Raw genomic sequence first — 24,931 nt, forward strand, 5'->3', positions numbered from 1 at the left:
GTGGGGCGGTTCCCCTTCCGCCGGTGGCTCGGAGGGCGTGGGGCTTCTGTCGTGGGCGTCAGTCGTCGCTGCCGTACGCGGCGTCGCCGCCTCCGTCCGCGCCTTCGGTGGTGTCCGACGGCCCGGTGGCGCCTCCGGTGCCTTCGCCGGGTGCGGACGTCTCGCTCGGTGGTACGGGGACGGCGGCGGTCGGCGGGTGCGGGGCGGCCGCGCCGGACGGTCCGGCCGGGAGCCGTGGTTCCGGCGGCTCGGGCTCAACGCTGGGCGTGCGCCGGGGTGTTGGGGATGGTCCGGTGGACGGGTGCGGGACGCGGGCGGTGGGGACGCGGTGCTCGCCCGCCGCTGCCTCCGCGCCGCCGGGGCTGGTCGTAGGCGGGGTGGGTGGCTCCGCGGAGTGAGTGGGCTCCGCCGTGACCTCGGCCAGGAGCGCGGTGAGCCGGTCCCGCCAGCGGGCCATGGTGGCGGCGTCGAAGAGGTCGGTGGAGTACTCGAACGTCGCGTGGGTGGCGCCCTCGCCGGGGACGAGCGCCACGTACAGCTCGGCGCGCGCACCGTCGCGTACGGGCAGCGCGCGAACGCGGGTGCTGAGTCCCTCCAGCCGGAGGGTGGGCGGCGGGGTGGTGACCACGGTGAACAGCACCTGCGGGAAGCGCGCCACTTCCTCGGACGGCCAGACGGCGCGGGCCAGTTCGTCCAGCGGGAGCAGTTGGTGGTCCAGCGTGCGGAACAGGGCGGCGCCGAGTTCCCGGGTCAGCGTGGCGAAGTCCTGGGCGACGCGGGCCCGCAGGGGTATCCAGTCGCCCAGCAGGCCCACCGTGGAGGTGTGTTTGCCCTCGGTGCGCTTGGCGCTGGAGACGGCGAGGACCAGGTCCGGCCGCCCGGTCAGCTCGGCGGCCCAGCGGGCGAACGCACCGGCCAGCACGGTGTACGGGGTGCAGCCGAGCCGTTCGGCGGTCGCCAGCACGGCGTCTCCGTGGTCGAGCGTGAACTCCAGCTTCGCGCCCGCGCCGGAGAGCCGGTCGGGGCGTGGCCGGTCGGTGGTCAGCGGCAACCGTGGGGACGTTCCCGCGAGTTCGGACCGCCAGAACCGGAGCAGCCGTTCCCGTCCGCCGTCCGCGAGTCGGCGCCGCTCGTCCCGCGCCCAGTCGGTGAACTGAGCCGAGGGATCCGGGAGCCGGGGGGAGCGGCCCGCGCGGTAGGCGCCGTAGAGCCGCTGGAGTTCGGACCAGAGGACGCCGAGCGACCAGCCGTCGCAGACCGCGTGGTGGAGAACGGTGACCAGCACCCAGCGGTGGTCGTCCAGCCTGCCCAGGTGGAACCGGAAGAGGGGTAACTGGTCGAGTGCGAAGGGGGTGTGGGCGCGGGCCGCGCACCAGTCGTCCACGTCGGCCGGGTCCAGGTCGACGGTGGTGAGGGTCACCGGCAGTTCGGCCAGGACCTCGATGCGGGGGCCGTCCTCCTCGTAGACGGGGCGGGCCCGCAGCGCGGTGTGCCGCCGGACGAACTCGCCGAGGGAACGCCCCAACGCGTCGACGTCCAGGGGGCCTTCGATGTCCACCCGGTGCGCGATGTTGTAGACGGACGGGTCGCGGAGCGCGTGGTGTCGTTGCCAGAGGCGCCGCAGAGTGGCGGGCATCGGGGCGGTGTCGACCACCCGCCGGTCGGGCCTGGCGGGAGGCGGTGTGCGGGGGGCTGCGGGCCGGTCCTCGAACTCCGGTGTGGTGGGGGGTTGTTCGTCGGGAACCAGCACCGTGATGGGGTCCTCGGGGGGCTCCTCGCGGGTGGGGGTGTTCTCGGAGGGGGGTGGGGGCGTGGGGAGTTGGGGGGTGGGGGCGAGGAGGGTGGCGACGCCCCGGATGGTGGGGGTGCGGAAGAAGTCCGTCATGGTCAGGGTGGAGCCGGTCACCTCGGATATCCGGTTCACCAGGCGCACGGCGCTGAGCGAGTGGCCGCCCAGCCGGAAGAACGAGGCGGAGACGGGCACGGCGGGGCGGTCCAGCTCGGCGCTCCACAGCGCGTGGAGACGGTGTTCCAGCGGTGTCGACGGGGCGTCCGGCCCCGCGCCGTCGGGCGGGGTGGCGGGGTCCGGGGCGGGAAGCGCGGCGCGGTCGGGTTTGCCGGAGCTGTTCACCGGCAGCCGGTCCAGGGTCACCCACCGGCGGGGCACGAGGTGGTCGGGCTGCTGGGCGGCGAGCGCGTCCCGGATCTGCGCGGTGGTGGTGTCAGCGCTGAACGGGACGACGTAGGCGAGGAGTTGGGCGTCCCCGTCCTGGGCACGGCGGGTGAGCACCAGCGCGTCCCGCACCTCGTCCAGCGCGGTCAACGCGGCGCGTACCTCGGCCGGTTCGACGCGGTGTCCACGGACCTTGACCTGTTCGTCGGCGCGTCCCAGGTAGGCGAGGGTGCCGTCGGACCGCCAGCGGGCGAGGTCGCCGGTGCGGTACCGGGGGGTGCCGTCGGGCGCGGTGTGGAAGACCGCCGCCGTCTCCTCGGGCCGGTCGAGGTAGCCGAGGGCCACCGGCACGCCCCCGACGTGGAGTTCACCGACGGCGCCGACGGGTACGGGCGCGCCGTGCGGGTCGAGCAGCGTGAGGTGTGCTCCGTCGACGGGCCCGCCGATGGGGGGCGTCGGCCCGTCCGCCGGGTGGACGCGGTGGGAGGTGACGACGACGGAGGTCTCGGTCGGGCCGTACTGGTTGTGGAGCGCGCACCGTGGGTTCCGCTCCAGGAAGTCCCGGATGGCGGGGGTCAGTTCCAGCGCCTCCCCGGCGGAGAACACCTCGCGTACGTCCGGCAGTTCGGGGGCGGTCTCCAGCAGCAGGCGCAGCGGGCGGTAGGGCATGTACAGGCGCTGCACGGTGTGTTCGCGCATCAGTCGGGCGACGGCAGCCGGGTCGTGGCGCACCGTGTCGTCGAGGAGGACCAGTTCGGCGCCGGAGGCCAGCGTCGTGAAGATCTCCTGGACGCTGACGTCGAAGGTGGGCGCGGTCCACTGGAGGGTGCGGAGGGGCCGGTACTGGGCGAGGTGCCAGCGGACCAGGTTGGCTGGTCCCCGGTGGGGGACCAGCACCCCCTTGGGCGTGCCGGTGGAGCCGGAGGTGTGCAGGCAGTACGCCGGGTCCCCCGGTCCCGCGCCACCGTCGGGCGGACCGGCGGGCAGCGGTTTTCCCGACATGGCCTGGCGGTCGAGGTCCTCGATGTGGCGGACGGCGGGGGCCGGGGTGGGTGGGGCGGTGCGTTGGTCGAACGCGGCGTGGGCGCCCAGGAGTTGGGGGTGCTGGGCGCGGGTGTCGCCGTGGGTGAGGAGCAGTACGGGCCTGCCGTCGGTGAGCAGGGTCCGTAGCCGGGCGGTCGGCGCCCCGGGGTCGAGCGGGAGATAGGCGGCTCCGCTCTTCATGCAGGCCAGCAGCGCGGTGATCAGCCCGGGACCGCGTGGCAGCAGCACGGCGACCCGCTCTCCGTGTCGCGCACCGGCCGAACGCAGCTGGCGGGCGAGGCGGTTGGCGCGTTCGTCGAGTTCGCGGTACGGCACGCGCTCCGCTCCGTGGACCAGCGCGACGGCGTCCGGGGAGCGCAGCGCCTGCACCTCGAACAGCCCGTGCAGGGTCCCCTCGAAGCGGCTTCCGGCCGAGGTGTCGGTGGTCGGATCGGGCCTCCGGAGCGGGGAGTTGACCGTGCGGTGTGGGGGTTGGGGCGCGTTCCCTGAGGGGATCGCGGGCGGTGGGGCGCCGTTCGACCAGGTGGTGAGCAGGGTGCGGTCCGCGTCCGTCAGCGCGGTGAGTTCGGTCAGCGGCGCCTCGGGGGCGGCGAGGGCGCGGCGCAGCAGATGTTCCACGTAGTCGACCAGGCGCCGCACCGTGGCCTCGGTGAAGAGCGACGTGTCGTACTCGGCCATGAGGCGGAGTCCCCGCTCGTGCCGGGTCAGGTAGAAGCTGAGGTCGAACGGGGCCCGGTCGCTGGGCACATCGAGCAGTTCGCAGCTGAGGAGTGGCGGGTCGAACTCGACGCGCTGCTCGTTCTCGTACTCCACCAGGACCTGGAAGAGCGGGTTGCGGCTGGGGTCGCGGCGTGGGTTCAGCTCCCGCACCAGCTCGTCGAAGGCCACGTCGCGGTGCTCGTAGGCCGCGCTGGCCCGTTCGGCGATGGAGCGCAGCAGCTGGGCGAAGGTGGGTTCGCCGTCCAACTCGACGCGCAGCGCCACGGTGTCGAGGAACACCCCGACCTCCTCGGCCGCGTCCTCCGGCCGCGCGGCGACGGCGGTGCCGAGCACCACTGTCTCCTGCCCGGCGAACCGCCCCAGCACGGCGGAGATGGCCCCGACCAGGGCCATGAAGAGGGTGGCGCGCTGACCGGCGGCGAACTCCCTCACACCTGAGATGAGTTCGGCGTCCAGTTCGTGCGTCAGGGCGGCACCGGCGCCGGTGCGGACGGCGGGACGCGGGTGGTCGGTGGGGAGTTCCAGCGTGGGCGCGTCGGCCAACTCACGGCGCCAGTAGGTGAGATCGACCGCCGCGCGGGCGGGGTCGGGCAGCCCTGGTGCCCGGGGCGGGAGGGCCGGTGGCGGGGCGCCGCCCGTGCGTTCGGCCCGGTAGGCGGTGGCGAGGTCGCGTACGAAGACGCCGGTGGAGGAGGAGTCGAAGACGATGTGATGGGCCAGCACGAAGAGCAGGTGCCGGTCCTCCGCGAGCCGCAGCAGGCGCACCGCGAGCAGTGGGCCCTCCGTCAGGTCGAAGACCTCCCGGCCGGTGGTGGCCAGGGCGTGCTGGAGGGCTTCCTCCTCGGTCGTCCCCCGGTGGTCCTCCACCGGGCAGTCGAGGGGCATGCTCCCCAGCACCCGCCGGTACGGGGCGCCTTCGGCGCTGCGGAAGACGGTGCGCAGCGCGGGCTGCCGTTCGGTGACGCGGCGCAGGGCGCGCCGGAACGCGTCGGTGTCGAGGGGGCCGTCGAGCCGGACGGCCTTCGGCTCGTGGTACATGCTGCTGCCGGGGTGGAGCTGTTCCACCAGCCAGATGCGCCGCTGTGCCGCGCTCAGCTCCCCGTCGACCTCCGGGGGTTCCTCGGCTTCCGGCGTCTCCTCGGCTTCGGGCGTCTCCTCGGACTCCGGCGTCTCCTCGGCTTCGGGCGTCTCCTCGGTGACCGGCGTCTCCTCGGTGACCGGAGTGGTGTCCGGTTGTGGGACTGCCCGCGAACTCGGGGCTGTGGGCGGGGAGATGGGTGTGGGAGTGGAGGGCGGGGTGGTGGGGTGCTGGAGGCGGGCGCGGAGGCGGTCGAGGGCGGGGAGCCCGGCGAGGACCTGGGGGGCGGGCACCCCGAAGTCGACGAAGCAGGCGATCTCGTCGGCGCCCGCCTCGACCAGCGCGTCCAGCGTGCCGGTCACGCTGTCCTCGTCACCGATGAGCGCGCGGCTCGCGCAGTACCGCTCGTAGGCCTGGCCGAGCAGGAAGTCCACGTCCTCGGCCGGAGTGCTGGCGAGGTCCAGCTCGAAGCCGAGGCTGTTGGTCACCTGGTCGAAGAGGGCGAGCGAGGAGCGGAGGTAGGAGACGAAGGGCTGGTAGGCCACGGCCCTGGCCCGCTCCGCGTCCTCCCCGAGGTAGGTGTGCACCAGCACGACGACGCGTCCGGCCGCCGGATCCAGGCCGTGTTCGGCCCGGGTCCGCCGGTAGAGCGCGATGTTCCCGGCCACTTCCTCGACGGTCTGGGTCATCAGGTTGGTGACCACGCCCAACCCCAGCCGCGCCGCCCGGCGGTAGCTCTCCTTGTTGCTCACCACAGCGGCGTACAGGGGCAGTTCGGGCTGTACCGGACGCGGGTACAGCCGTACCTCGGTGGGTTCGCCGCTGCCCGACACCAGCGGCAGCGCCTCACCGGACCACAACGTCCGTACGGCGTCGAGCTGTTCGTACATCAACTCGCGGTGGCGTCCGTAGTGGGCCGGTGCGAGGGCGAAGTCCCCGGAGTGCCAGCCGCTCGCGACGCAGAGTCCGGCGCGCCCTCCGGAGAGGTTGTCGACCACCGACCACTCCTCGGCCACCCGGACGGGGTGGTGCAGGGGCAGCACCACCGAGCCCGCGTGCAGCCGGACGTGCCGGGTGCGGGTGGCCAACGCGGCGGCGAGAACGGAGGGGTTGGGGAAGAGCGCGCCGAAGGAGTTGAAGTGCCGCTCCGGCAACCACACCGCGTGGAATCCGTGCTGGTCAGCGAATTCGCTCGCGGCCAGGATCAGTTCGTACTTGCCGGGCTGCGGCTGGGTGGTCGGCCGGGGGCCGTCCTCCTCGGGGTAGTCGCCGAAGAAGTACAGGCTGAGCGCGCAGCGGGCGGCTGGACCGTCCGCGTCACCGTCCGTGGTGGGCAGGACGGACGGGGGCGCGGGGAGGGGCGCCGGTGGCGCGGGCGCGGGTGCGGGGCCGGTGGCCTCGCGGGGGCCGGGGCCGAGGGCCGGGACCGACGACGGGCCGGAGGGCAGGCCCGCCGCCTCGGCGGTGCTGGCCGGGGCCTGGCTCGGGGGCGCCGGGGTTCGGGGGGCGGTGGCGGAGCGGGGCTCCGGGGCTCCGGGGCCGGGGGAGGGCGGGCCGGAGGGGGCGGGCGCGGTCTCCGGCTCCCGCCGTGGGGACGGTGTGGGCCGGGGCTCCCACTCCGCTGTCGTGGATGGTGTCGCGGCGGGGGTGTGGGGGGCGGCCGGTGGGGCCACCTCCGCCGCCGGGGCGGGCCCGAGCATGTCCAGCTGGCGGTGGAGCACCCCGCCGATCTGCTGCACCAACTCCCCGGCCAGCCGCAGCTGTTCGCCCATCAGCTGGTGTGCGGGCTCCGGAAGGGCGGTGGGCGGCGGTCCGGCGGCGGGCGCGGGGGCCGCTGGCGCCTCCCCCGCCGGTGGCACGGGGGCGGGCACCGGTGGCGGCGAGGCGGGAGCCGGGGGCGCGGCCGGTACGGGCGCGTTGCCGCTCGGCGTCGCGGCCGGGCCGGGGGCGGGCCGGGGGCGGATGCCCTGACCGGCTCCCTCGTCGGGTCGCGCGGGGGGACGGGGGGCGGGGAGGCCGCCCGGTGGCGGGGCCGGGGCGGCGGGCGGGACCGACGCCTCCGTGGGTTCCGACGGGGCCGCCGGGCCCGCCGGGTCCGGCGGCGGTGGTGTGGCGGTGTGGCGGTGGGCGGCGCCGGGCAGGGTGGCGCCGCGCCGGAGGAGCAGGGCGCTCAGCGCGCGCGGGGTGTCGCACCCGGTGAACAGCTCGCGGACGGGCACCCGTACGCCGAAGCGGCGCTCCAGCTCGCCGGTGAGACCCATCAACGACAGGGAGTCGGCGCCCAGTTCGAAGAAGGAGCTGTCCGGGAGCACCACGTCCGTGCCGGTGCCCAGCCTGACGGCGGTCAACTCGCGGACCAGGGCCAGCACGTGTGCGGCGATGTCGTCGTCCTGCGGCATGGCGTCGGGGTGTCCTCCGTCGGATGCGGTGCGGGCGGGACCGGAGTGGGGGGCCGGTGGCGTCTCCGGGCGGGGGACGCCGGTCGGCGTGGCGGGGCTGTCGGAACCGTCGGTGAGCGCGGGCGTGTCCGAACGTCCGCTGGGCGTAGTTCGGTTGGGGGCGAACGTGGTGGGCCAGGGGAAGCGGCGCGGTCTCAGCGGGTGGCCGGGCAGGGCCACTCGGCCGCCCGAGCGGACGATCGCGGGCCAGTGGAGGGCGGCCCCGTCGGTGAAGAGCGTGCCCGCGCTGGCCAGCAGCCCCGCCAACTGCTCCGTGCCCTCGCCCTGTCCACACAGCCAGCGGCTGCCGGGCGCGGTGTGCCGTCCGAGTCCGGCGAGCACCGCACCGGCGCCGACCTCCAGGAAGACGTCGGTGCCGTGTTCCCGCGCCGCCCGGACGGCGAGGTCGAAGCGGACCGTTTCCCGGGCCTGCCGGTGCAGGTACTCGGCGTCCGGCCGCCAGCCAGGAGGTCTGGCGGCGCCGTCCAGTCCACTGACGAACGGCACGGAGAGCGGGGCCAGCTGGACCTTCTCGGTGTACTGCTGGCGGTAGGAGGCGAGAGCGGCCTCCAGTGCCGCCGAGTGGAAGGCGCGGTCGACGGCCAGCGGCCGGTGCCGTACGCCGCGTTCGGTCAGCAGACGTACCGCCTCCCGCACCTGTGGCGCGGTGCCCGACAGGACCTGCGCCATCGGGCCGTTCACGGCGGCCAGTTCGGTGCCGCTCTCCCGGGCGATCCGCCGTGCCGTGTCCGGGTCGGCGCGGATCGCCAGCATCCCGCCGGGCGCGCTGCACCGGCCCATCAACCGGCCGCGCCGGGCGGTGAGCCGGAGCCCGTCCACCAGGTTCAGCGCTCCGGCGGCGCACAGCGCGGCGTACTCGCCGACGCTGTGCCCGAGCACCGCGTCGGGCGTGACGCCGAACGACCGCCATACGGCGACGAGCGCCATCTGGTGGGCGAACAGGGCCGGTTGGGCGGTGTCCGTGGGCCAGACGGCGTCCGTGGCGGGCGTTCCGTCCGACCGGGTGTCCGGTGGGGTGGCGTCGTCGGCGGTGGGCCGCCCGGCCGGAGGGGTGCGGTGACCGCCGGACTCGGGGGCGGTCAGGAGGGGTTCGAGCAGGCTGGAGCCGAACTCCGCGCGGTGGACGCGATCGCAGGCGTCCAGCACGTTCCGCGCCTCCGGATACGCGGCGTAGAGCTGGCGTGCCATGCCGGGACGCGCGCTGCCCTGCCCGGAGAAGGCGAACGTGACGCTCGGCGGCGCGGCACCCCCCGTGACCGGTGGACGTTCCGGCTCGCTGATGAACTCCTCTAACGCGGCAGCGAGTTCGGCACGGTCGCGGCCGACGACGGTGGTGCGGCAGGGGCGGTGCGGGCGGCCGAGCGCCATGGTGGCGGCGGCGTCCTCCGCGCGGAGGTGGGGATCCGCCGACAGCCGCTCGCGGAGCTGACCCGCGAGCACCGACAGCGCCTCCGGGTCGTTGGCCGAGAGCGGCAGCAGCACCGGGAGCACCTCCGCCGACCCCGGTTCCCGCCCGTCGCCCCCGGAGAACGGGGGGTCCGCCGCTGTACCCGTCGCGGACCGGCGGGTGGTGGGCGCGGCCTCGTCCGACTGGCGGTCCGTGGGGGCTTCTTCGAGTACGAGGTGGGCGTTGGTGCCGCCGACGCCGAGGGCGCTCACCCCGGCCCGGCGCGGCTCCCCGGGCGCGGCGCGCCACGCCGCCGCCTCGGTGGCGAGGGTGAACGGGCTGGATTCCAACGCGAGTTCGGGGTGGGGTTCGCGTAGATGGAGAGTGGGCGCGATGACCCGGTGCCGCAGCATCAGGACGGTCTTGAGGAGCCCGGCCATGCCCGCGCAGCTGTCCAGGTGCCCGATGCCCGGCTTCACCGAGCCCAGCGCGCAGAAGCCGGTGCGGTCGGTTCCCTCGCCGAACGCCCGGCTCAGCGCGGTGAACTCGATGGGGTCACCGACCGGGGTGCCGGTGCCGTGGGCCTCCACGTAGGAGACGGACTCGCCGGGAACTCGCGCGCGCCGCAGCGCCTCCCGCACGACCTCGGCCTGGCCGTCGGCGCTCGGGGCGCTGAGACCGGCCCGGTCGGGACCGTCGTTGTTGACCGCGGAGCCGAGGATCACCGCGTGCACGGTGTCGCCGTCCGCGAGGGCCAGATCGAGCCGTTTGAGGACCACGGCGGCGACCCCGTTGCCGCCGACGGTGCCGTCCGCCCGGGCGTCGAAGGCCCGGCAGCGGCCCGTGGGCGACAGGATGGAGCCGGGATACGCGAGGTAGCCGCTCTCCTGCGGGAGATGCACCGCCGCCGCCCCGGCCAACGCCAGGTCGGACTCGCCGGTGAGGAGCGACTGGACGGCCAGGTGGACCGCGACGAGCGAGGTGGAGCAGGCGGTCTGGACGCCGATCGCGGGCCCGGTCAGACCCAGCCGGTACGCCACGCGGCTGGCGAGGAAGTCGGGTTGGGAGCCGATGGCGGTCCGCAGACCCCGCGCCGGATCGTCCCCTCCGGCCCCGTCCGCCGGGTCATCGGGTGCGGGCGTCACCGTGGCGGGGGGCGTCTGGTGGCCGTAGAGGTTCATACCGGAACCGGCGAACACCCCGACGCGGGACCCGGATCGGTTCCCCGGGCCGGGGCCGGTGCCCCCCGAACCCGCGGCGTGACCGGCGTCCTCCAGCGCCCGATGGCAGATCTCCAGGAACAACCGGTGTGCGGGGTGCGTCAGTTCGGCGTCGGCGTTCGGCATGCCGAAGAAGTCCGCGTCGAAGTGGTCGGCCGCGTCCAGCACTCCGGCGACCAGTTGCCGCTCCGGGCTCCGGAAGTCCGCCGTGGTGGAGTGGCCGCCACTCGCCTCGGCGGCCTCCTCGGGGGTGAACGTCCGGACGGCGTCGACGCCGTGGCGCAGGTTCTCCCAGAACGCGTCCACCGTCCCGGCGCCGGGCAGCCGGGCCGCCATGCCGATGACCGCGATCCGGTGCTCACCGGTGGATGGCTCTCCGGGGGTCTGGTGCGACGTCCGGGGGGAGGGGGAGCCGTCCCGGGGGTGCCGCCCTTCGCGGTAACCGAGTGGAACGGTGGGTCCGTCAGAAGTGGCCCGTGAGTCCGGGGCGTTGGGCTCATCGGGGCGCGGGGGGTGGGCGGCGCCGGGCGCGGTCGGGGGTGGGGAGGTGGCGGCGCGCAGGTGGGTGGTGAGCGCGTCCACGGTGGGGTGGAGGAACAGGGCGGTACGCGGGATCGTGCGGGCGAGGCGGCGCTCCAGGGCTCCGTGCAGCCGGGCTAACCCGAGGGAGTTGAGGCCGAGTTCGTAGAACGGCAGCGCCGGGTCGGCTGGCCGTCCGAGGAGCGCGACGATCGCCTCCTCCACCGCCGCCCGTACCTCTCCGGGCTCGTTCGCCGCCAACCCCGGTGCGTCAGAAGGGAGTTCAGCCGCCGGTGGGGGCGGGTCGGTGGGGAGGAGCGCGGGCAGCTCACCCCGGCGGACCTTGCCGGAGGGGGTGCGGGGGAAGCGCTCCCCCGGCACGGCGGTCACCGGGCCGACGGTGAGGCGGCAGCGGGTGAAGACCGCCGCCCGGATCTCCCGGGCGACGCGGGCGTCCTCCTCCGCGCCCTGGCTGACGAAGAACAGCGCGGGCGTCTCACTTCCGCTGGCCTCGTCGGGCAGGCCGCAGGCCGCCACCTCACCGGCGCGCACCCCGGCCACCGTGCGGGCGGCGTCCTCCAGTTCGTGGCAGCTGAGGTTGTGGCCGTTGACGACGATCAGGTCCTTGCGGCGTCCGGTGACGACCAGCTGCCCCTCCGCGAGGAAGGCGAGGTCCCCGGTGTCGAGCCAGTCGGGCCCCGAGGGGAAGGCCGCCGCGTCCGCCGCCGGGTCGCCCACGTACCCCGGGGTGACCCGGGCGGACCGCACCTGGAGGCGGCCCACCCGCCACTCGGGGAGGGGCGCCCCGGCGTCGTCCACGACCCGCAGGGCCGTGCGGTGCGCGGGCTCGCCCACGCTGACGAAGGTGACGCACTCCGCCTCCGGCAGGTCCGCTCCCGCCGGGACGATCGTCCCCGACAGGCTGTCCGCGCGCACCCGTTGGAGGGTGCCCGGCCGGTCCATCCGGCCGTGGGTGATCGCGGTGACCGTCTCCGCCATCCCCCAGGCGGGCACGACATGGTGGGCCCGGACCCCGAACCGGTGTGTGGCGTCCAGGAATCGGCGCATCAGCGGCGGCGGTATCCGCTCGCCCCCGCACACCAGGCCGCGGAGACAGCGCAGATCCCAGGACGCCTCCGGCTGGGCTTCGGCGGCCTCGGCGAACAGTTGGAAGGCGAAGGCCGGAGCCCAGGAGTGCGCCACCCGGTACCGGTCCAACAGCTCGGGCCAGCGGGCCGGTTCGGCGAGCACGGTGGCGGTCGGCACGTGGACGTTCACGCATCCCGCGAAGACCTCCGCGAGGTGGTACAGCAGGAACGCCCCGCTGTGGTCCACCGGCAGCCAGTTCAGCGTCGTGTCCTCGGGCCGGATGTCGAGGATCCGGCGGCTGCTGGCCGCGAACTCCGCCAGTCCCGCGTGGGTGAGCCGGGCCGCCTTGGGGGCGCCGGTGCTGCCGGAGGAGAGCATCAGCAGCGCCACCTCCCCGCCCTCCGGGGTGACGAGGTCGTCGGCCGCCGGGTGGGCGAGGCAGTCCGCGAACGCGAGGACCCGCGCGGCTGGTTGGGAGGCGGAGAGCGAGGTGGCGCCGGAGTCGTCACTGAGCACCAGCGGTTCCCCGAGCACTGCCCAGGCCCGCCGCAGCCGTTCGGCGGTCGGACTGTCCGGCTCGGCGCGCTCCGCGATCGGCGCGGCCCGCAACCCGCCCAGCACGCAGGCCCAGACGGCGGGGAAGACGTCGTGCAACGGCAGCCCGCAGACGATGACGCGGTCACCCCGGCGGGCGCCCCGCGCCCGGAGCCCGGCGAGCACCCGCCGGGCGCGGAGGAGCAGTTCGGGGTAGGACTGCCACCGCTCCCGCCCCGAGCCGTCCAGGGTGACGACTCCGGCTTCCGGGAACTCCCGGGCGGCGCGGATCAGCGCGGCGGTCGCGTCGCGCGGGTCGGTTTCGGTGAGGTCCAGTTCCGGCCCCTGGTACAGGGCTTCTCGGGGTGCTGTCGTCATGGCTCCGGTTTCCGTGCGCGGTGTCACGTTCGCTGCTCTACCGGCGGCGCCCCGCCGGTCCCGCCCCGCCGGGTGCCGCGTCGGCGCCGCCCGGATCGGTGTGCGGGGGACGGGAGATGGCGTCCCCCGGGGTGGTGCCGGACGGACCCGTACCGGGCTCCGGCGGTGGTGTCGCGGCTCCGGCCGCCCGGCCGGGACCGGCCTCATCCGGGACGATCCGCCCGTCGGGGGCGTCCATCTCCGGTTCGTGGCCGACGAGTTGGGCGTCCCCTCCGGGGCTGCGCGCGGCGAGGAACACCAGGAAGGTCAGTGCTCCGCAGAGCGCGGCGCCGTGGAAGATCCCGACGACGGCCAGCGTGGGCAGCGCCTCCAGCGCGGCGGCCGCGGCCAGCGTGCCCAGCGCGAACCCGGTGGTCTCCGCCGAGACCGACAGCCCGAACACCCGGCCCCGCCGCTCGTCCGGGAGGGTCTGGAGGCGGGAGGTGTAGGCGATGTCGGTGAAGCCGTCCGCCAGCCCCGCGACCATCGCGACGCAGACCAGCGCGGGCGTGGGCAGACCGGTGAACGCCACGATGAAGGACACCGACATCACGCAGGTGCCGAGGGCGAACGCCCGCTCCCCCAGGAGGTGTTCGGAGCGTCTCGCCAACCGGGTGGTGAGCTGGTGGGCCAGTACGCTGCCGATCGCCCACGCGGCCCAGAACTGCGCCATCAGCACCGCCGGGCTGTCCGGCCGCGCGAGGTTCGCGGCGACCGGCAGCGCCACGTTGTGCGAGGAGGAGCCGAGCGCGTCCGCTCCCCGCAGCGCGACCATCGCGAGCAGCAGCACCGGCAGCGTCCGCAACACCGCCAGCTGGCGCGCCTCCCGCCGTCGGCCCTCGCCGCTCTCCGTACGCGCCTTGGGCCCGCCCCCGCCCGCCGACCGCCGCTCCCGCGCGGGTGCCCCGGGGTCCGCGGGGTCCCCGGGGCCTGGGACCTCGGGTTTCTCCGGGTTGGTGCGGGGGCGGAGCACCAGCAGCGCCCCGGCCGAGACGAGGAAGCTGAGTGCGTTGACCGCGAAGGCCACCCGGTAGCCACCGACGGCGATGATGGGCGCCGCCGAGGCGAAGCCGAGCACGGTGGCGAACGAACGGGCCGTCACCAGCAGCCCGTTGGCGCGCACCCGCTGGTCGTGCCCCGCCATCACCGGAACCGCCGTCCGCAGCGCCACGTTGAAGGAGGCGTTCCCCACCCCGAGGACGACGACCACCGCGCCCACCAGCGCCACCGGCGCGCCCTCTCCCGTGCCCGCCAGGACCAGCATCACCGCCGCCTGGCCGAGGTCGGAGACCACCATCATGGTGCGCCGGTCACGCCGCCCGGCGAGCCCTCCGGCGACGCCGCCCGCCACCATCCCGGCGGACAGCCGGAGGGCCATCAGCAGACCGAGCCCGAGCGCGCTGCCCGTCACGGCGTACGAGAACAGGCTGAGCGCGATCAGGCTCAGGTAGTTGCCGTATACGGAGACGGCGTAGGCGGCGGCGAAACCGTTGAACCGGCGTGCGCGGCGGCGCTCTTCGGAGGTCGGCAGGGGGCGGGATAACGGGGATGACCGGGATGAGGGGGTTGTGATGCGCTTGCCCGTCATATCCCCTCTTCGCGCCCCGATGCGGCGTTTCCTGGCAACTCCTGCCGCCCTGTGGGGCGTTCTTCGTACCTCGCCGTGCTGTCTCACACCTTGCCCGGACGACCCGGGAGTTGTCACCGGTTCGGTTCGAGGTTCCGGGGTGCCCCCGAGGCGGTGCGCGCCGGGCGGCCCCGGAACCCCGGTGGCGGAGGCCGGGGTTCCGGGCGCCCGGCCGTGGTGGTCCCGGGCGCGTCCCGTTCCGGGGCCCGCCACGGTCGGTCGGCGCCGCCCGGGCGCTGGTTAGCATGACGGTATGCCGAACTCAGCGCCCGGACTGGGCGGGAACCCGCCGCTCGCCACCTACGAGGCGAGCCTCGGGCTGCCGGAGGGCTTCGCCGGCCGGCCGCACCCCGAACACCCGGGCCCCCGGGTGCGGGAGGTGCTGGAGCTGCGTGAACGCAACCGGCGGCGGGGCTACCTGCTGGGCGTGCTGCTCGCCTACGTCGGGGTGGCCGAGGACCTGCTCGGGCACGAGGGCGCCGAGTCGCTGCCGGGGGTCTTCGAGGTCCACCCGCCGCACGAGTTCTACGCCAACGGCAAGCGGCTCAACACCCTGACGCTCGGCCCGCCCGAGCACTCCATCTCGCTGCGGACCTACTACAACGCGGTCGAACAGGCCATCCTCGGCGGCCTGTTGCGTATCGGCTACCCCAACTCGGCGCCACACGCGACCCAGTCGTGGTCGCAGCACCGCCGGGAGTTCGAGGTCATCTGCGAGATGTCCCCCGGCGAGCGGACCCAGCTCGCGAAGCTCCTCTGGACCGAGGTGCTCGCCCTGGAGGAGCAGCGCGGACGCTCCGGGCAGCGCCGCGAGATCCGTCCCTTCGAGTACCTCATCCGGCACTTCCCCAACACCTGTAGGGGAGAGCCCGCCGGATCGGTGCTCCAGGGGCTCGCCTACGCCTACTACCGCGCCGACAGCCCCAACGTGACCCTCCGGGTGCACAAGGTCGGCTCCGGCTCGGCGCGGGTCGGGTCCGCGGGCGACGTCGACGGCTGGATCGGGGACACCCTCGAACTCACCGTCGAGGTCAAGGACATGGACATCACCGAGGCGGAACTCCACCAGTTCCACCAGTTCGTGAAGCACCTCGACCGCTGGCCGAACGCCACCGCCGTCGCCCTGGCGCTGACCTTCACCCCGGAGGCCGTCGACTGGCTCCGGGAACGGGAGATACTCGCCTTCGACCGGGAGCGGATGCAGAGCAACGTCGCCTACTGGGACCTGCCCAAACAGCGGCTGGCCGTACAGGAGTTGCTGCACTACCTCGCCGTGGTGCAGCGCAGCCCGAAACTGCTTGGCCGCTTCCGGGAGTTCTGCGCCGAGCACGGCGTCCCGCTCGGTGGTGAACCCGCGACGCCCGTCCCCGGGCAGCCCACCGCCCCGGTCCCGGCTCCGTCCCCGGAGCCGGTCCTGTTCCCGGCGCCGGACGGGGCGGCGGCGCACCAGCGCTGAGCGCCCCCGCCCGACCGAAAGGCCATGTGCCCCTCGGCGCTCAGGACTTGACGGTGAAGTCGGCCAGCCGCGGGATGGCCTTCGAGGCCATCTCCACGTAGCTCGGGTCCCGTTCCACCCCGACGCTGCGGTACCCGACGGCCTCGGCGGCGGCGAGCGTCGACCCGGAACCGGCGAAGGGGTCCAGCACCACGCCCTCGCCCAGCGGCAGCGCGGCCCGCACGACCTTCCGCAGGAAGGCCTGCGGCTTGAGGCTGGGGTGCGGAGCCAGCCTCTTCTCCGGCGGACGGGTGGGCGCCGACTCGATGACGTCCCCGAAGGGCTGGTCGGCGCTGACGCGACGCAGCCCGCCGGTGCCCCAGGCGCGCAGGTTCTCCGCCACCGTCCCCTCGAAGGGCTTGCGGAACAGCAGCCACGGCTCCCACATGGAGCGCGGCATCACCGTGACGTCCGAGAACTCCTCCTCGGCGCTCTTCGGACGGTCACCCCCGCGCATCGTCATCACCCGCCGGACGATCTCCCCGCGCCGCTCCAGCCCGGCGTCCGCGATGCCGGTGGTGATGCGGTACGACAGGAGCGGGTTGCAGGCGACCAGGACGTGTCCCCCGGGAACCAGCACCGGCAGCAGTGCCTTCGCCCACTGGTGGAAGAACTCGCCCAGCGCCTCCCGTTCGCGCGCGCTGAGCGTGGTGAACCGGGGCAGGGGGGAGCGCCGGTGGCCGTCCAGGGTCGGCGGGATACGCCACACCCCGCCCTGCCCGCTGCGGAGTTTGCCCTGTTCCTTCTCGGAGTACTCCACGATCCCGTACGGCGGGTCGGTGACCACCGCGTGGACCGAGTTCGGCGGCTGGGACTGGAGCCAGTCGAGGCAGTCGGACTGGTAGAGCACCGCTCGGCCGTGCGTGAAGACGGGCCGGGGCAGGCCGAACTCCATCTGTACCGCGGTCATTCGGCGCCCTCCAGCCGGTAGCGGCCACGGCTGGTACGCGCGAAGGACGCCGGGGTGTTCTTGTTGAGGTACGAGCGGACGGACGAGCTGGGCACCTCGCGGCCCAGGCGCTCCGTCACGGCCCGCTGGATCTCGGCGACGCTGGCGTCGCCCGGGCCGAGGCCCCGGAGGAAATCGGTGATCGCGTCCCGGACCTGTCCAGGCTTCAGCCGTGCTGCCATACCGCGCACCGTACCGGGTTTGACGTCTGGACGTCAATAATGAGACCCGGTGTCAACGAGGCCGTGGGGGCGGGGGAGGGGAGCGTGGAAGGCCGCGCGCCCCGGACGCTTCCGGAGCCGTGGGCCAACTCCCCCGCGCGGCGGGCGGGTTCGGGCCCGGCGGGCGGGGGATGGGGCCTCCGGCCCGGTGGAGGAGGTCCGGGCCGGAGGCGGGGAGAGGGTCAGTCGCAGGTGGTGTCCCGGGCGGGGACCGTCCCCCTGAGCAGGTAGGTGTCGATGACGCGGTTGACGCAGTCCCCGGCGCGGAGGTACGCGGTGTGCCCGTCGCCGTCGTAGGTCAGCAGCCGGGCGGGGGCCAGCTGACCGGCCAGGCCCTCGGCCCAGGCGTAGGGGGTGGCCGGGTCGCGGGTGGTGCCGGTGACGATCATCGGCGGCGCCCCCTTCGCGACGACCCGGTGCGGTTCACCGGTCGGCTCGCGCTGCCAGTAGGTGCAGCTCAGCGCGGCCCAGGCGAAGCCGCGGCCGAAGACCGGGGACGCCTTCTCGAAGGAGGCCACCGCCTTCTCCGCGTCCTCCGGCCCGGAGAAGGCGGGCGGCAGATCGAGGCAGTTCACGGCCGAGTTGGCGTACATGATGTTGCCGTAGGAGCCGTCCGGCCCGCGTTCGTTGTACTGGTCGGCGAGTTCGAGCAGCGGGGTGCCGTCGCCCTCGCGCGCGGACTTCAGCGCCTCGCGCAGACCCGGCCAGGCGCCCTCGTCGTACATCGACTGCACGACGCCGGTGGTGGCCAGGGACTCGGTGAGGCGGCGGTCGGTGTCGGTACGGAGCGGGCGCTCGTCGATCCGCCGCAGCAGCTCGCTCATACGCTCGCCGGCGGAGTCGGCGTCGCCCGTGCCGAGCGGGCAACTCGCCCGCTTCACACAGTCCTTGGCGAAGGCGCGGAACGCGGTCTCGAAGCCCCGGGTCTGGTCACGGTTGAGCTGGAGGGCGGAGAGCGAGGGGTCCATGGCGCCGTCCAGCACGAGCCGTCCGGACCGCTGGGGGAAGAGCCCGGCGTAGGTGGCGCCGAGGAAGGTGCCGTAGGAGGCGCCCACGTAGTTCAGCCGCCGGTCGCCTAGCACGGCGCGGACCATGTCCATGTCCCGGGCCGAGTCGACGGTGGACACGTGCCCGAGCACGTCCCCCGACCGCCGCTCACAGCCCTTGGCGAAGCTCTTGTACGAGGCGACCAGCTTCTCGACCTCCTCCCGCGAGTCCGGGGTCTGGTCGACGGCGGTGTGCGCGTCCATCCGCTCGTCGGTCAGGCACTTCACGGGTTCGCTGCGGGCCACCCCCCGCGGATCGACCCCCACCAGGTCGTACCGTTCGGTGACCTCCGGCGGGTACGCCTGGCTCGCCTGCTGCTGGACGAACTCGATGGCCGAGCCACCCGGTCCACCGGGGTTGACCAGCAGCGAGCCGATGCGGTTGGTGCGGTCCCTGGCCCGCTGCCGCGCCACGGCGAGGGAGACGTCCTTCCCGCGCTCCGGCTTGTCATAGTCCAGCGGAGCCTTGAGGGTGGCGCACTCGAAGTCCGCCAGACCGCACGAGCGCCAGCGCGGCCGCTGCGCGTAGTACGGCTTCAGCTCCTCCGGCACCGCCTCGGGCAGCGCCTCCAGCGGGGCGGCGGTGCCGCCCGCGCGGCCGTTCGTCGAGGCGGCGGAGTTCCCACCGGAACCGTCCGAACTCCCCGCCGAACAGCCCGGAACCAGCAAGGCGGTGGCGGCGAGCGCGGCGCCGGTGACGCGGAACAGACACCTGGAGTCCATGGACCATCCCTGGGATCGCGGCAGATCCCCGGAGCGTATCCACGAGACCCGTGCGCGGGCGGCTCGCCGTGCCGGTCGGCGCGGCACACCCTCCGGACCGGCCAGCGCGCGAGGCCACGGACGGCCAGGGCACCCGACACGCGGTCAGCGACCGCTCAGTGACTGCTCAGTGACCGGTCGGGGCCGCGCAGCGCCATCGTCATCGCCTCGACCGCCAGCAGCGGCGCGACGTTACGGTCCAGCGCGCGGCGGCAGTCCAGGATGGCCTCGATCCGGCGCAGCGTCTCCTCCGGACGGGAGCCACCGGCGGCCCGGCGCACCGCGTCCTGGGCGTCCGCGTTCGCCAGGGCCGCGGAGGAGCCGAGCTGGCAGGCGAGAACGTCCCGGTAGAAGCTGGTCAGGTCGGTCAGCGCGAGATCGAGCGAGTCCCGCTGGGTGCGGGTGGCCCGGCGCTTCTGCCGGTCCTCCAGCTCCTTCATCGCCCCCGCCGTACCGCGTGGCATCCGCTTCCCCTCGGCTCCGCCGAGCGCCGCGCGCAGCTCCTCGGTCTCCCGGGCGTCCCGCTGCTCGGCCAGCTCCCGGGCGTCCTCCGCCGCCGCGTCGAGCAGCTCCTGCGCGGCCTTCAGCCCCTCACCCACGTCGGCGACCCGCTCCGGGAGGCGCAGCACGGCGGTCCGGCGGGCGCGCGCCCGCTCGTCGGTGGCCAGCCGCCGGGCGCGGTCGATGTGTCCCTGGGTGGCGAGGGCGGCGGCCCGCGCGGCGGGCGGCTCGATCCCGTCCCGCCGGACCAGCAGGTCCGCGACGGCCTCCACCGGTGGGGTGCGCAGCGAGAGGGCGCGGCAGCGGGAGCGGATGGTCGGCAGCACGTCCTCCGTCGAGGGGGCGCAGAGCAGCCACACGGTGCGGGGCGCGGGCTCCTCGACCGCCTTGAGCAGGACGTTCCCCGCGCCCTCGGTGAGCCGGTCGGCGTCCTCCAGCACGATCACCTGCCAGCGTCCGCCCGCCGGGGAGAGCTGCGCCCGGCGGACCAGCTCGCGGGTCTCCTTGACGCCGATCGTCAGCAGGTCGGTGCGGACCACCTCCACGTCGGCGTGGCTGCCGACCACGGTGGTGTGACAGCCCTCGCAGAAGCCGCAGCCGGGCGCGCCCCCCAGCGCCCGGTCCGGGCTGACGCACTGGAGGGCGGCGGCGAAGGCGCGGGCGGCGGTCGCGCGGCCGGAGCCGGGGGGGCCGGTGAACAGCCAGGCGTGCGTCATCGCCGAGCCGCTCCCGCCCGGCGCCGGGGTGGCGCCCGGGGACGGTGGGCCGGAACCCTCCGGTCCCGGACCGGAACCCTCCGGCGCGGGCGCGTCGGAGCGCGCCTCGGCGGCGCCGGTGACCAGCGCGTCGGCGGCCCGGGCGGCGGCGCTCAGCTGAGCCGTCACCCGGTCCTGGCCGACCAGGTCGTCCCAGACCGCCATGGCCGTACTCCTTATCCGTGCGCGGGCTCCTCGGGCCCGCCCCATTCTGCGCTACGCCGCCGGGGCCCCCACCGCTCCGCCCCCACACCCGCCAGCGGGCGCGTGGGGGACGGGACGGACAGGGGGTCAGCCGTTGCCGCGCACCACCAGGGCGCCGAGCAGCTCGTCGGTCGCGGCGGCGACGCGGTCGACGGCGCGCTCGAACGCCTCGGCGTTGTGGGCCGCCGGTTCGCGGAACCCGGACACCTTGCGGACGTACTGGCGGGCCGCCGCGCGCGTGTCCTCCCCGGTCACGGCCTCGGCGTACGGCGGGCGCAGGGTTTTGATGTTTCTGCACATGCGTCCACCGTACGACCGGCCACCGACAGCGCCCGGCGACGGCCACACGCCCCGGTAGCGAGCGGGAGTCCCCGGGAGCGGGAGTCCCCGGCAGCGGGCGGGAGGAGGGGCGGGGTGGCGCGCGGTCGCCGGGGTGCGGGGTGCGGCGTAGCGTGGAAGCGCGGGTGGAGCGCCCCGTGCGCCCCATGGCACCTCATGGCGGCCCCGGAGCGCTGCGGACCCATGGAGTCACTATGGCGTCACTGACCGGATTTCTCGACGCGCTCACCCCCGCGCAGCGTGCGGAGCTGCGCGGCTTGGGCCAGGAGGTGTCCTTCGCGGTCTCCACGCGGATCTTCGAGGAGGGCAGACGGGCGGACCGCTTCTGGATCCTGCACACCGGCGCGGTCAACCTGGAGATGCGGGTGCCGGGACGGCGGCACGTGGTCATCGACAGCGTCCGGCACGGCGAACTGCTGGGCTGGTCCTGGCTGTTCGCGCCGTACACCTGGCAGCTGAGCGCGGTGGCGGCCAGCCCGGTGCGGGCCGTGGAGTACCCCGCGCAGCCGGTGCGCGAACTCTGCGAACAGGACAAGGAGCTGGGGCTGGCGCTCACCAGGGCGGTGGCCGGGGTGATCGGGCACCGGCTCCAGCGCTCGCGGACGCGCCTGATCGACCTGTTCGGACCGTACTCCTCACACGGCGACCATCCCGACTGAACGTCCGTCGGGGCCCGTCGGGGCCGCCGGGGGCCGAGTGGGCCAGCCCGGGGTTCGTTGGGGATCCGCCGAGTCCGTGGGAACCGGGGATGTCCAACCGACGCCGACATGACCGGGGTTCGAGGCGGACCGGAACACGTGTCCCCCAACCGGTCGTGCCCCGGGCACGGTTCGGACGACGTACGTGTGTGCCAACTGACCGCGTTCCAGGGACGGTTCAGATGACGCGGGCGGTGTGCAGGGGGCGGACCTGGGACTCGACCAGCGCGGCCAGCCCGTGGACCGCACTCAGCTCGGGTTCGTCCGCGACGTGCACCGACATCCCGGTGGCCTGGCGCAGTTGCTCGTCCAGCCCGGGAAGGGCCGCGCTGCCCCCGGCGAGCACCATGCCGCGTTCGGCCAGGTCGGCCACGAGGTCCGGCGGGCACTGGTGCAGTACCGCGCGGATCGCGTCGACCAGTCCGGTCAGCGGGGTGCGGATGGCGGCGCGCACGTCCTCGGGGGCGATCGAGACGGTACGGACCAGCCCGGTCATGACGTCGCGGCCGTACACCTCCGCGCGTTCCGTCGCGTGGTCGGCGTCGCCCAGGGCCAGGTGGAGGGGGCGGACCGCCTGGTTGGGCAGCAGCAACTCGTGCCGGTCGCGGACGTGCTGGACGATGGCCGCGCTGATCGTCTCGCCGCCGAGGCCGACGGTCCCGGCCGAGACGGTGGCGCCCAGCGCGAGCACCGCGACCTGGGTGCTCGCCGCCCCACACAGCAGGATCATGGTGGCCTCCGGCTGCTCGACGGGGAGCCCGCAGCCGACGGCGGCCGCCGTCGGCGCGTCGACCAGCTCGACGCGCCGGGCGCCCACGCCGGTCAGCGTCTCCACCGTCGCGCGCCGGGCGAGCGGGTCCGCCCCGTGCGGGATGGTCGCGGCGGCCCGCAGCAGCGCCTTGCGGCGCCAGGGGCCGCGCAGCTTGTTGCCGATGAAGGCGCGCACCATCCGGCGCGCCATGTCGATGTCGATCACGCTGCCCCCGGCGACCGGGTGCACCACCCTGATGTGCGCGGGGGTCCGGCCCTCCATCCGTGCCGCCGCCGTGCCCACCGCGATCAGCGCCCCGGAACAGGTGTTGACCGCGACCGTGGAGGGTTCGTCGACGATCAGCCCCTGCTGCTTCACGAAGATCCGGGTACGGGAGGCGCCGAGGTCGACGGCGACCGAACAGCGGCGCAGGTCATCAAGGGTGGAGCTCACGGCGGATCGGTTCCTTCCGTAGACGAGGGCGGGCCGGACCGCACATCAGGCGGCCCCCGCGATCATCGTGAGCGTGGTGCGCCGGTCTCGCGCGCTGGGCTGGACCGGACGGGCGGCGCCCCACCCCGCCGGGGACCGATCGGGTTCCGGCGGGACGGGGCGCGGGGGACGCGGGAGAGGGGGTGGGGGAGGGGCGGGCGCGTGCCGTGCCGGGGGCGGCGGGGTGCGGCCGCCGCGCCCCGCCCGGTCAGTCGGCCGCCGGGGTCAGCCGCTCGTCCCCGGAGGCGCCCCCGTCGGGCAGCGCCGTCCCGGCCGCGTCGGGCCGCGCTGTCCCGGCCGCGTCGGGCCGCGCTGTCCCGGCCGCTTCGGGCCGCGCTGTCCCGGCCGCTTCGGGCCGGGGACCGGCGTCGCCGCCCTCGCTGAACTGCGTGCGGTACAGCTCCTCGTAGCGGCCGCCCGCCGCGAGCAGCTCCGCGTGCGTGCCGCGCTCCACGATGTGCCCCTGCTCCATCACGAGGATCTGGTCGGCCGCCCGCACGGTGGACAGCCGGTGGGCGATGACCACCGAGGTGCGGCCCTGGAGCGCCTCGGCCAGTGCCTCCTGGACGGCTGCCTCGGAGGAGGAGTCGAGGTGGGCGGTGGCCTCGTCGAGGATCACCACCTGCGGCTGGGCCAGCAGCAGCCGGGCGATGGTCAGCCGCTGCCGCTCCCCGCCGGACAGCCGGTAGCCGCGCTCGCCGACGAGGGTGTCGAGCCCGTCGGGCAGCCCGGCGATGAGTCCGTCGAGCCGGGCGCGGCGCAGCGCGTCCCAGATCTCCTCGTCCGTCGCCTCGGGACGGGGCAGCAGCAGGTTGGCGCGGATGGTGTCGTGGAAGAGGTGACCGTCCTGGGTGACCATGCCGAGCGCGCCGCGCAGCGAGGCGGACTGGAGGTCGCGAACGTCCTTGCCGGCGAGGCGGATCGCGCCGCTGTCGGTGTCGTAGAGCCGGGGCGCGAGGGACGCGAGGGTGGACTTCCCGGCGCCGGACGAGCCGACGAGCGCCACCATCTGACCGGGCTCCGCGCGGAACGAGATGTCGTGGAGCACCTGTTCGCCGCCCCGGGTGTCGAGCGTGGCGACCTCCTCCAGCGAGGCCAGGGAGACCTTGTCGGCCGCCGGGTAGCCGAAGTTGACGCCGTCGAACTCGACCGAGACGGGGCCGTCCGGCACCGGTTCGGCGTCCGGCTTCTCCTGGATCAGCGGCTTCAGGTCGAGCACCTCGAACACCCGCTGGAAGCTGACCAGCGCGCTCATCACCTCGACCCGGGCGGTGGCCAGCGCGGTGAGCGGGGCGTAGAGCCGGGTGAGCAGCAGCGCGAGGGCGACGACGGAGCCCGGTTCGAGGGCACCGCGCAGCGCGTAGAAGCCGCCGAGCCCGTAGACCAGGGCGAGGGCCAGCGCGGAGGCGAGGGTGAGCGAGGTGATGAACAGGTGCTGGACCATCGCGGTGCGCACCCCGATGTCCCGCACCCGGCGGGCCCGCGTCTCGAACTCGGCGGACTCCTCCTCGGGGCGGCCGAACAGCTTGACCAGGGTGGCGCCGGGAGCCGAGAAGCGCTCGGTCATCTGGGTGCTCATCACCGCGTTGTGATTGGCGCGTTCCCGCTCCAGGCGGGCCAGCCGGGCGCCCATCCGCCGCGCGGGCAGGATGAACAGCGGCAGCAACACCAGGGTGAGCAGGGTGATCTGCCAGGAGAGACTGAGCATCACGCCGAGGGTCAGCAGCAACGTGACCAGATTGCTGACGACTTGGGAGAGTGTGTTGCTGAACGCCCGCTGTGCGCCGATGACGTCGTTGTTCAGCCGACTGACGAGGGCCCCCGTCCGGGTTCGGGTGAAGAAGGCCACCGGCATTCGCTGTACGTGGTCGTAGACGGCGGTGCGCAGATCCAGGATCAGGCCCTCACCGATGCGCGCGGACAGCCATCGGGTGAAGATGCTGACGACGGCCTCCGCGACCGCGATCAACGCGATGAGACCGGCGAGTTGGAGGATGGTCGAGGTGGCGGAGCCCCCCACGATCCGGTCGACCACCTCTCCGGCGAGGAGGGGGGTGGCCACGGTGAGCCCGGCCAGCAGACTGCTGAGCGCCAGGAACCAGAGCATCTTGCGCCGGTGCCGCCGGGCGAAGGTGAGGATGCGGCGCACCGCCTCCCGGGAGAAGGGGCGTTGGTCCTGCTTGGCGTGGCTCGCGTTGTACAGCGCGTTCCAGGCGGTCATTTCCATGCTCATGGCGGTGGCCTCTCGGAGGTGGGTGCCGCGTAGTGGTAGGAGACGAAGGTAAAAGTTAAAGGCAACTTGAAGTCAACCACGTTCCCGGCCGCCCGCCGCCCCCTTCGTCCCGCCCCTCCTCTACCCTCCCCGGCCTCCCCGTTCGTCCCGTCCTCTCCCCGTTCCCCCTTGGGGGGCTTCGGCGCTCTCCGCCGTGCGGTACGAACGCGCCGGAGCGT

Annotated in this window: 11 protein-coding genes; 2 read left to right on the forward strand and 9 right to left on the reverse strand. The window is 74.6% G+C overall.

What is annotated here, in order from left to right; all coding sequences use genetic code 11:
• Window positions 1–58: 58 nt before the first annotated feature.
• Window positions 59–12,601, reverse strand: coding sequence for a non-ribosomal peptide synthetase/type I polyketide synthase (locus E0L36_RS27125; RefSeq protein ID WP_258016343.1), 12,543 nt, complete (start codon window positions 12,599–12,601; stop codon window positions 59–61).
• 37 nt (window positions 12,602–12,638) lie between these two features.
• On the reverse strand, window positions 12,639–14,228 hold the full coding sequence (locus E0L36_RS19795) for an MFS transporter (protein ID WP_180930462.1): 1,590 nt from the start codon (window positions 14,226–14,228) through the stop codon (window positions 12,639–12,641).
• A gap of 292 nt (window positions 14,229–14,520) precedes the next feature.
• On the opposite strand from E0L36_RS19795, the gene E0L36_RS19800 reads away from it, so the two are divergent.
• On the forward strand, window positions 14,521–15,723 hold the full coding sequence (locus tag E0L36_RS19800; protein WP_180930463.1) for a hypothetical protein: 1,203 nt from the start codon (window positions 14,521–14,523) through the stop codon (window positions 15,721–15,723).
• A 40-nt stretch (window positions 15,724–15,763) separates the two neighbouring features.
• Here E0L36_RS19800 and E0L36_RS19805 read toward each other — a convergent pair whose 3' ends face one another.
• The 5 genes from E0L36_RS19805 to E0L36_RS19825 form a co-directional block, all read right to left on the reverse strand.
• Window positions 15,764–16,672, reverse strand: a complete 909-nt coding sequence (locus E0L36_RS19805) for a DNA methyltransferase (protein ID WP_180930464.1) — start codon at window positions 16,670–16,672, stop codon at window positions 15,764–15,766.
• Window positions 16,669–16,893 (reverse strand): hypothetical protein, encoded by a 225-nt coding sequence (locus E0L36_RS19810; protein WP_180930465.1) that lies wholly within the window; start codon window positions 16,891–16,893, stop codon window positions 16,669–16,671. The genes E0L36_RS19805 and E0L36_RS19810 overlap by 4 nt, the downstream gene beginning before the upstream one ends.
• A gap of 221 nt (window positions 16,894–17,114) precedes the next feature.
• Window positions 17,115–18,701 (reverse strand): alpha/beta hydrolase, encoded by a 1,587-nt coding sequence (locus tag E0L36_RS19815; RefSeq protein WP_180930466.1) that lies wholly within the window; start codon window positions 18,699–18,701, stop codon window positions 17,115–17,117.
• A gap of 155 nt (window positions 18,702–18,856) precedes the next feature.
• Entirely contained in the window at window positions 18,857–20,161 is a 1,305-nt protein-coding gene (locus E0L36_RS19820) for a DNA polymerase III subunit delta' (RefSeq protein WP_180930467.1), read from the reverse strand.
• A 126-nt stretch (window positions 20,162–20,287) separates the two neighbouring features.
• The gene (locus E0L36_RS19825; RefSeq protein WP_180930468.1) at window positions 20,288–20,500 is read right to left on the reverse strand and encodes a DUF2277 domain-containing protein; all 213 of its coding nucleotides are present in this window, start codon (window positions 20,498–20,500) and stop codon (window positions 20,288–20,290) included.
• Between the two features lie 233 nt (window positions 20,501–20,733).
• On the opposite strand from E0L36_RS19825, the gene E0L36_RS19830 reads away from it, so the two are divergent.
• The gene (locus tag E0L36_RS19830) at window positions 20,734–21,198 is read left to right on the forward strand and encodes a Crp/Fnr family transcriptional regulator (protein ID WP_180930469.1); all 465 of its coding nucleotides are present in this window, start codon (window positions 20,734–20,736) and stop codon (window positions 21,196–21,198) included.
• Window positions 21,199–21,415: 217 nt separating this feature from the next.
• On the opposite strand, the gene E0L36_RS19835 is transcribed toward E0L36_RS19830, so the two are convergent.
• Together E0L36_RS19835 and E0L36_RS19840 are read right to left on the reverse strand one after the other, a co-directional pair.
• The gene (locus E0L36_RS19835; protein WP_180930470.1) at window positions 21,416–22,441 is read right to left on the reverse strand and encodes a rod shape-determining protein; all 1,026 of its coding nucleotides are present in this window, start codon (window positions 22,439–22,441) and stop codon (window positions 21,416–21,418) included.
• Window positions 22,442–22,688: 247 nt separating this feature from the next.
• Entirely contained in the window at window positions 22,689–24,713 is a 2,025-nt protein-coding gene (locus E0L36_RS19840) for an ABC transporter ATP-binding protein (RefSeq protein ID WP_180930471.1), read from the reverse strand.
• Between the last annotated feature and the right edge of the window lie 218 nt (window positions 24,714–24,931).

This window comes from Streptomyces sp. AJS327 (genome assembly GCF_013450295.1).
Lineage (GTDB): Bacteria > Actinomycetota > Actinomycetes > Streptomycetales > Streptomycetaceae > Streptomyces.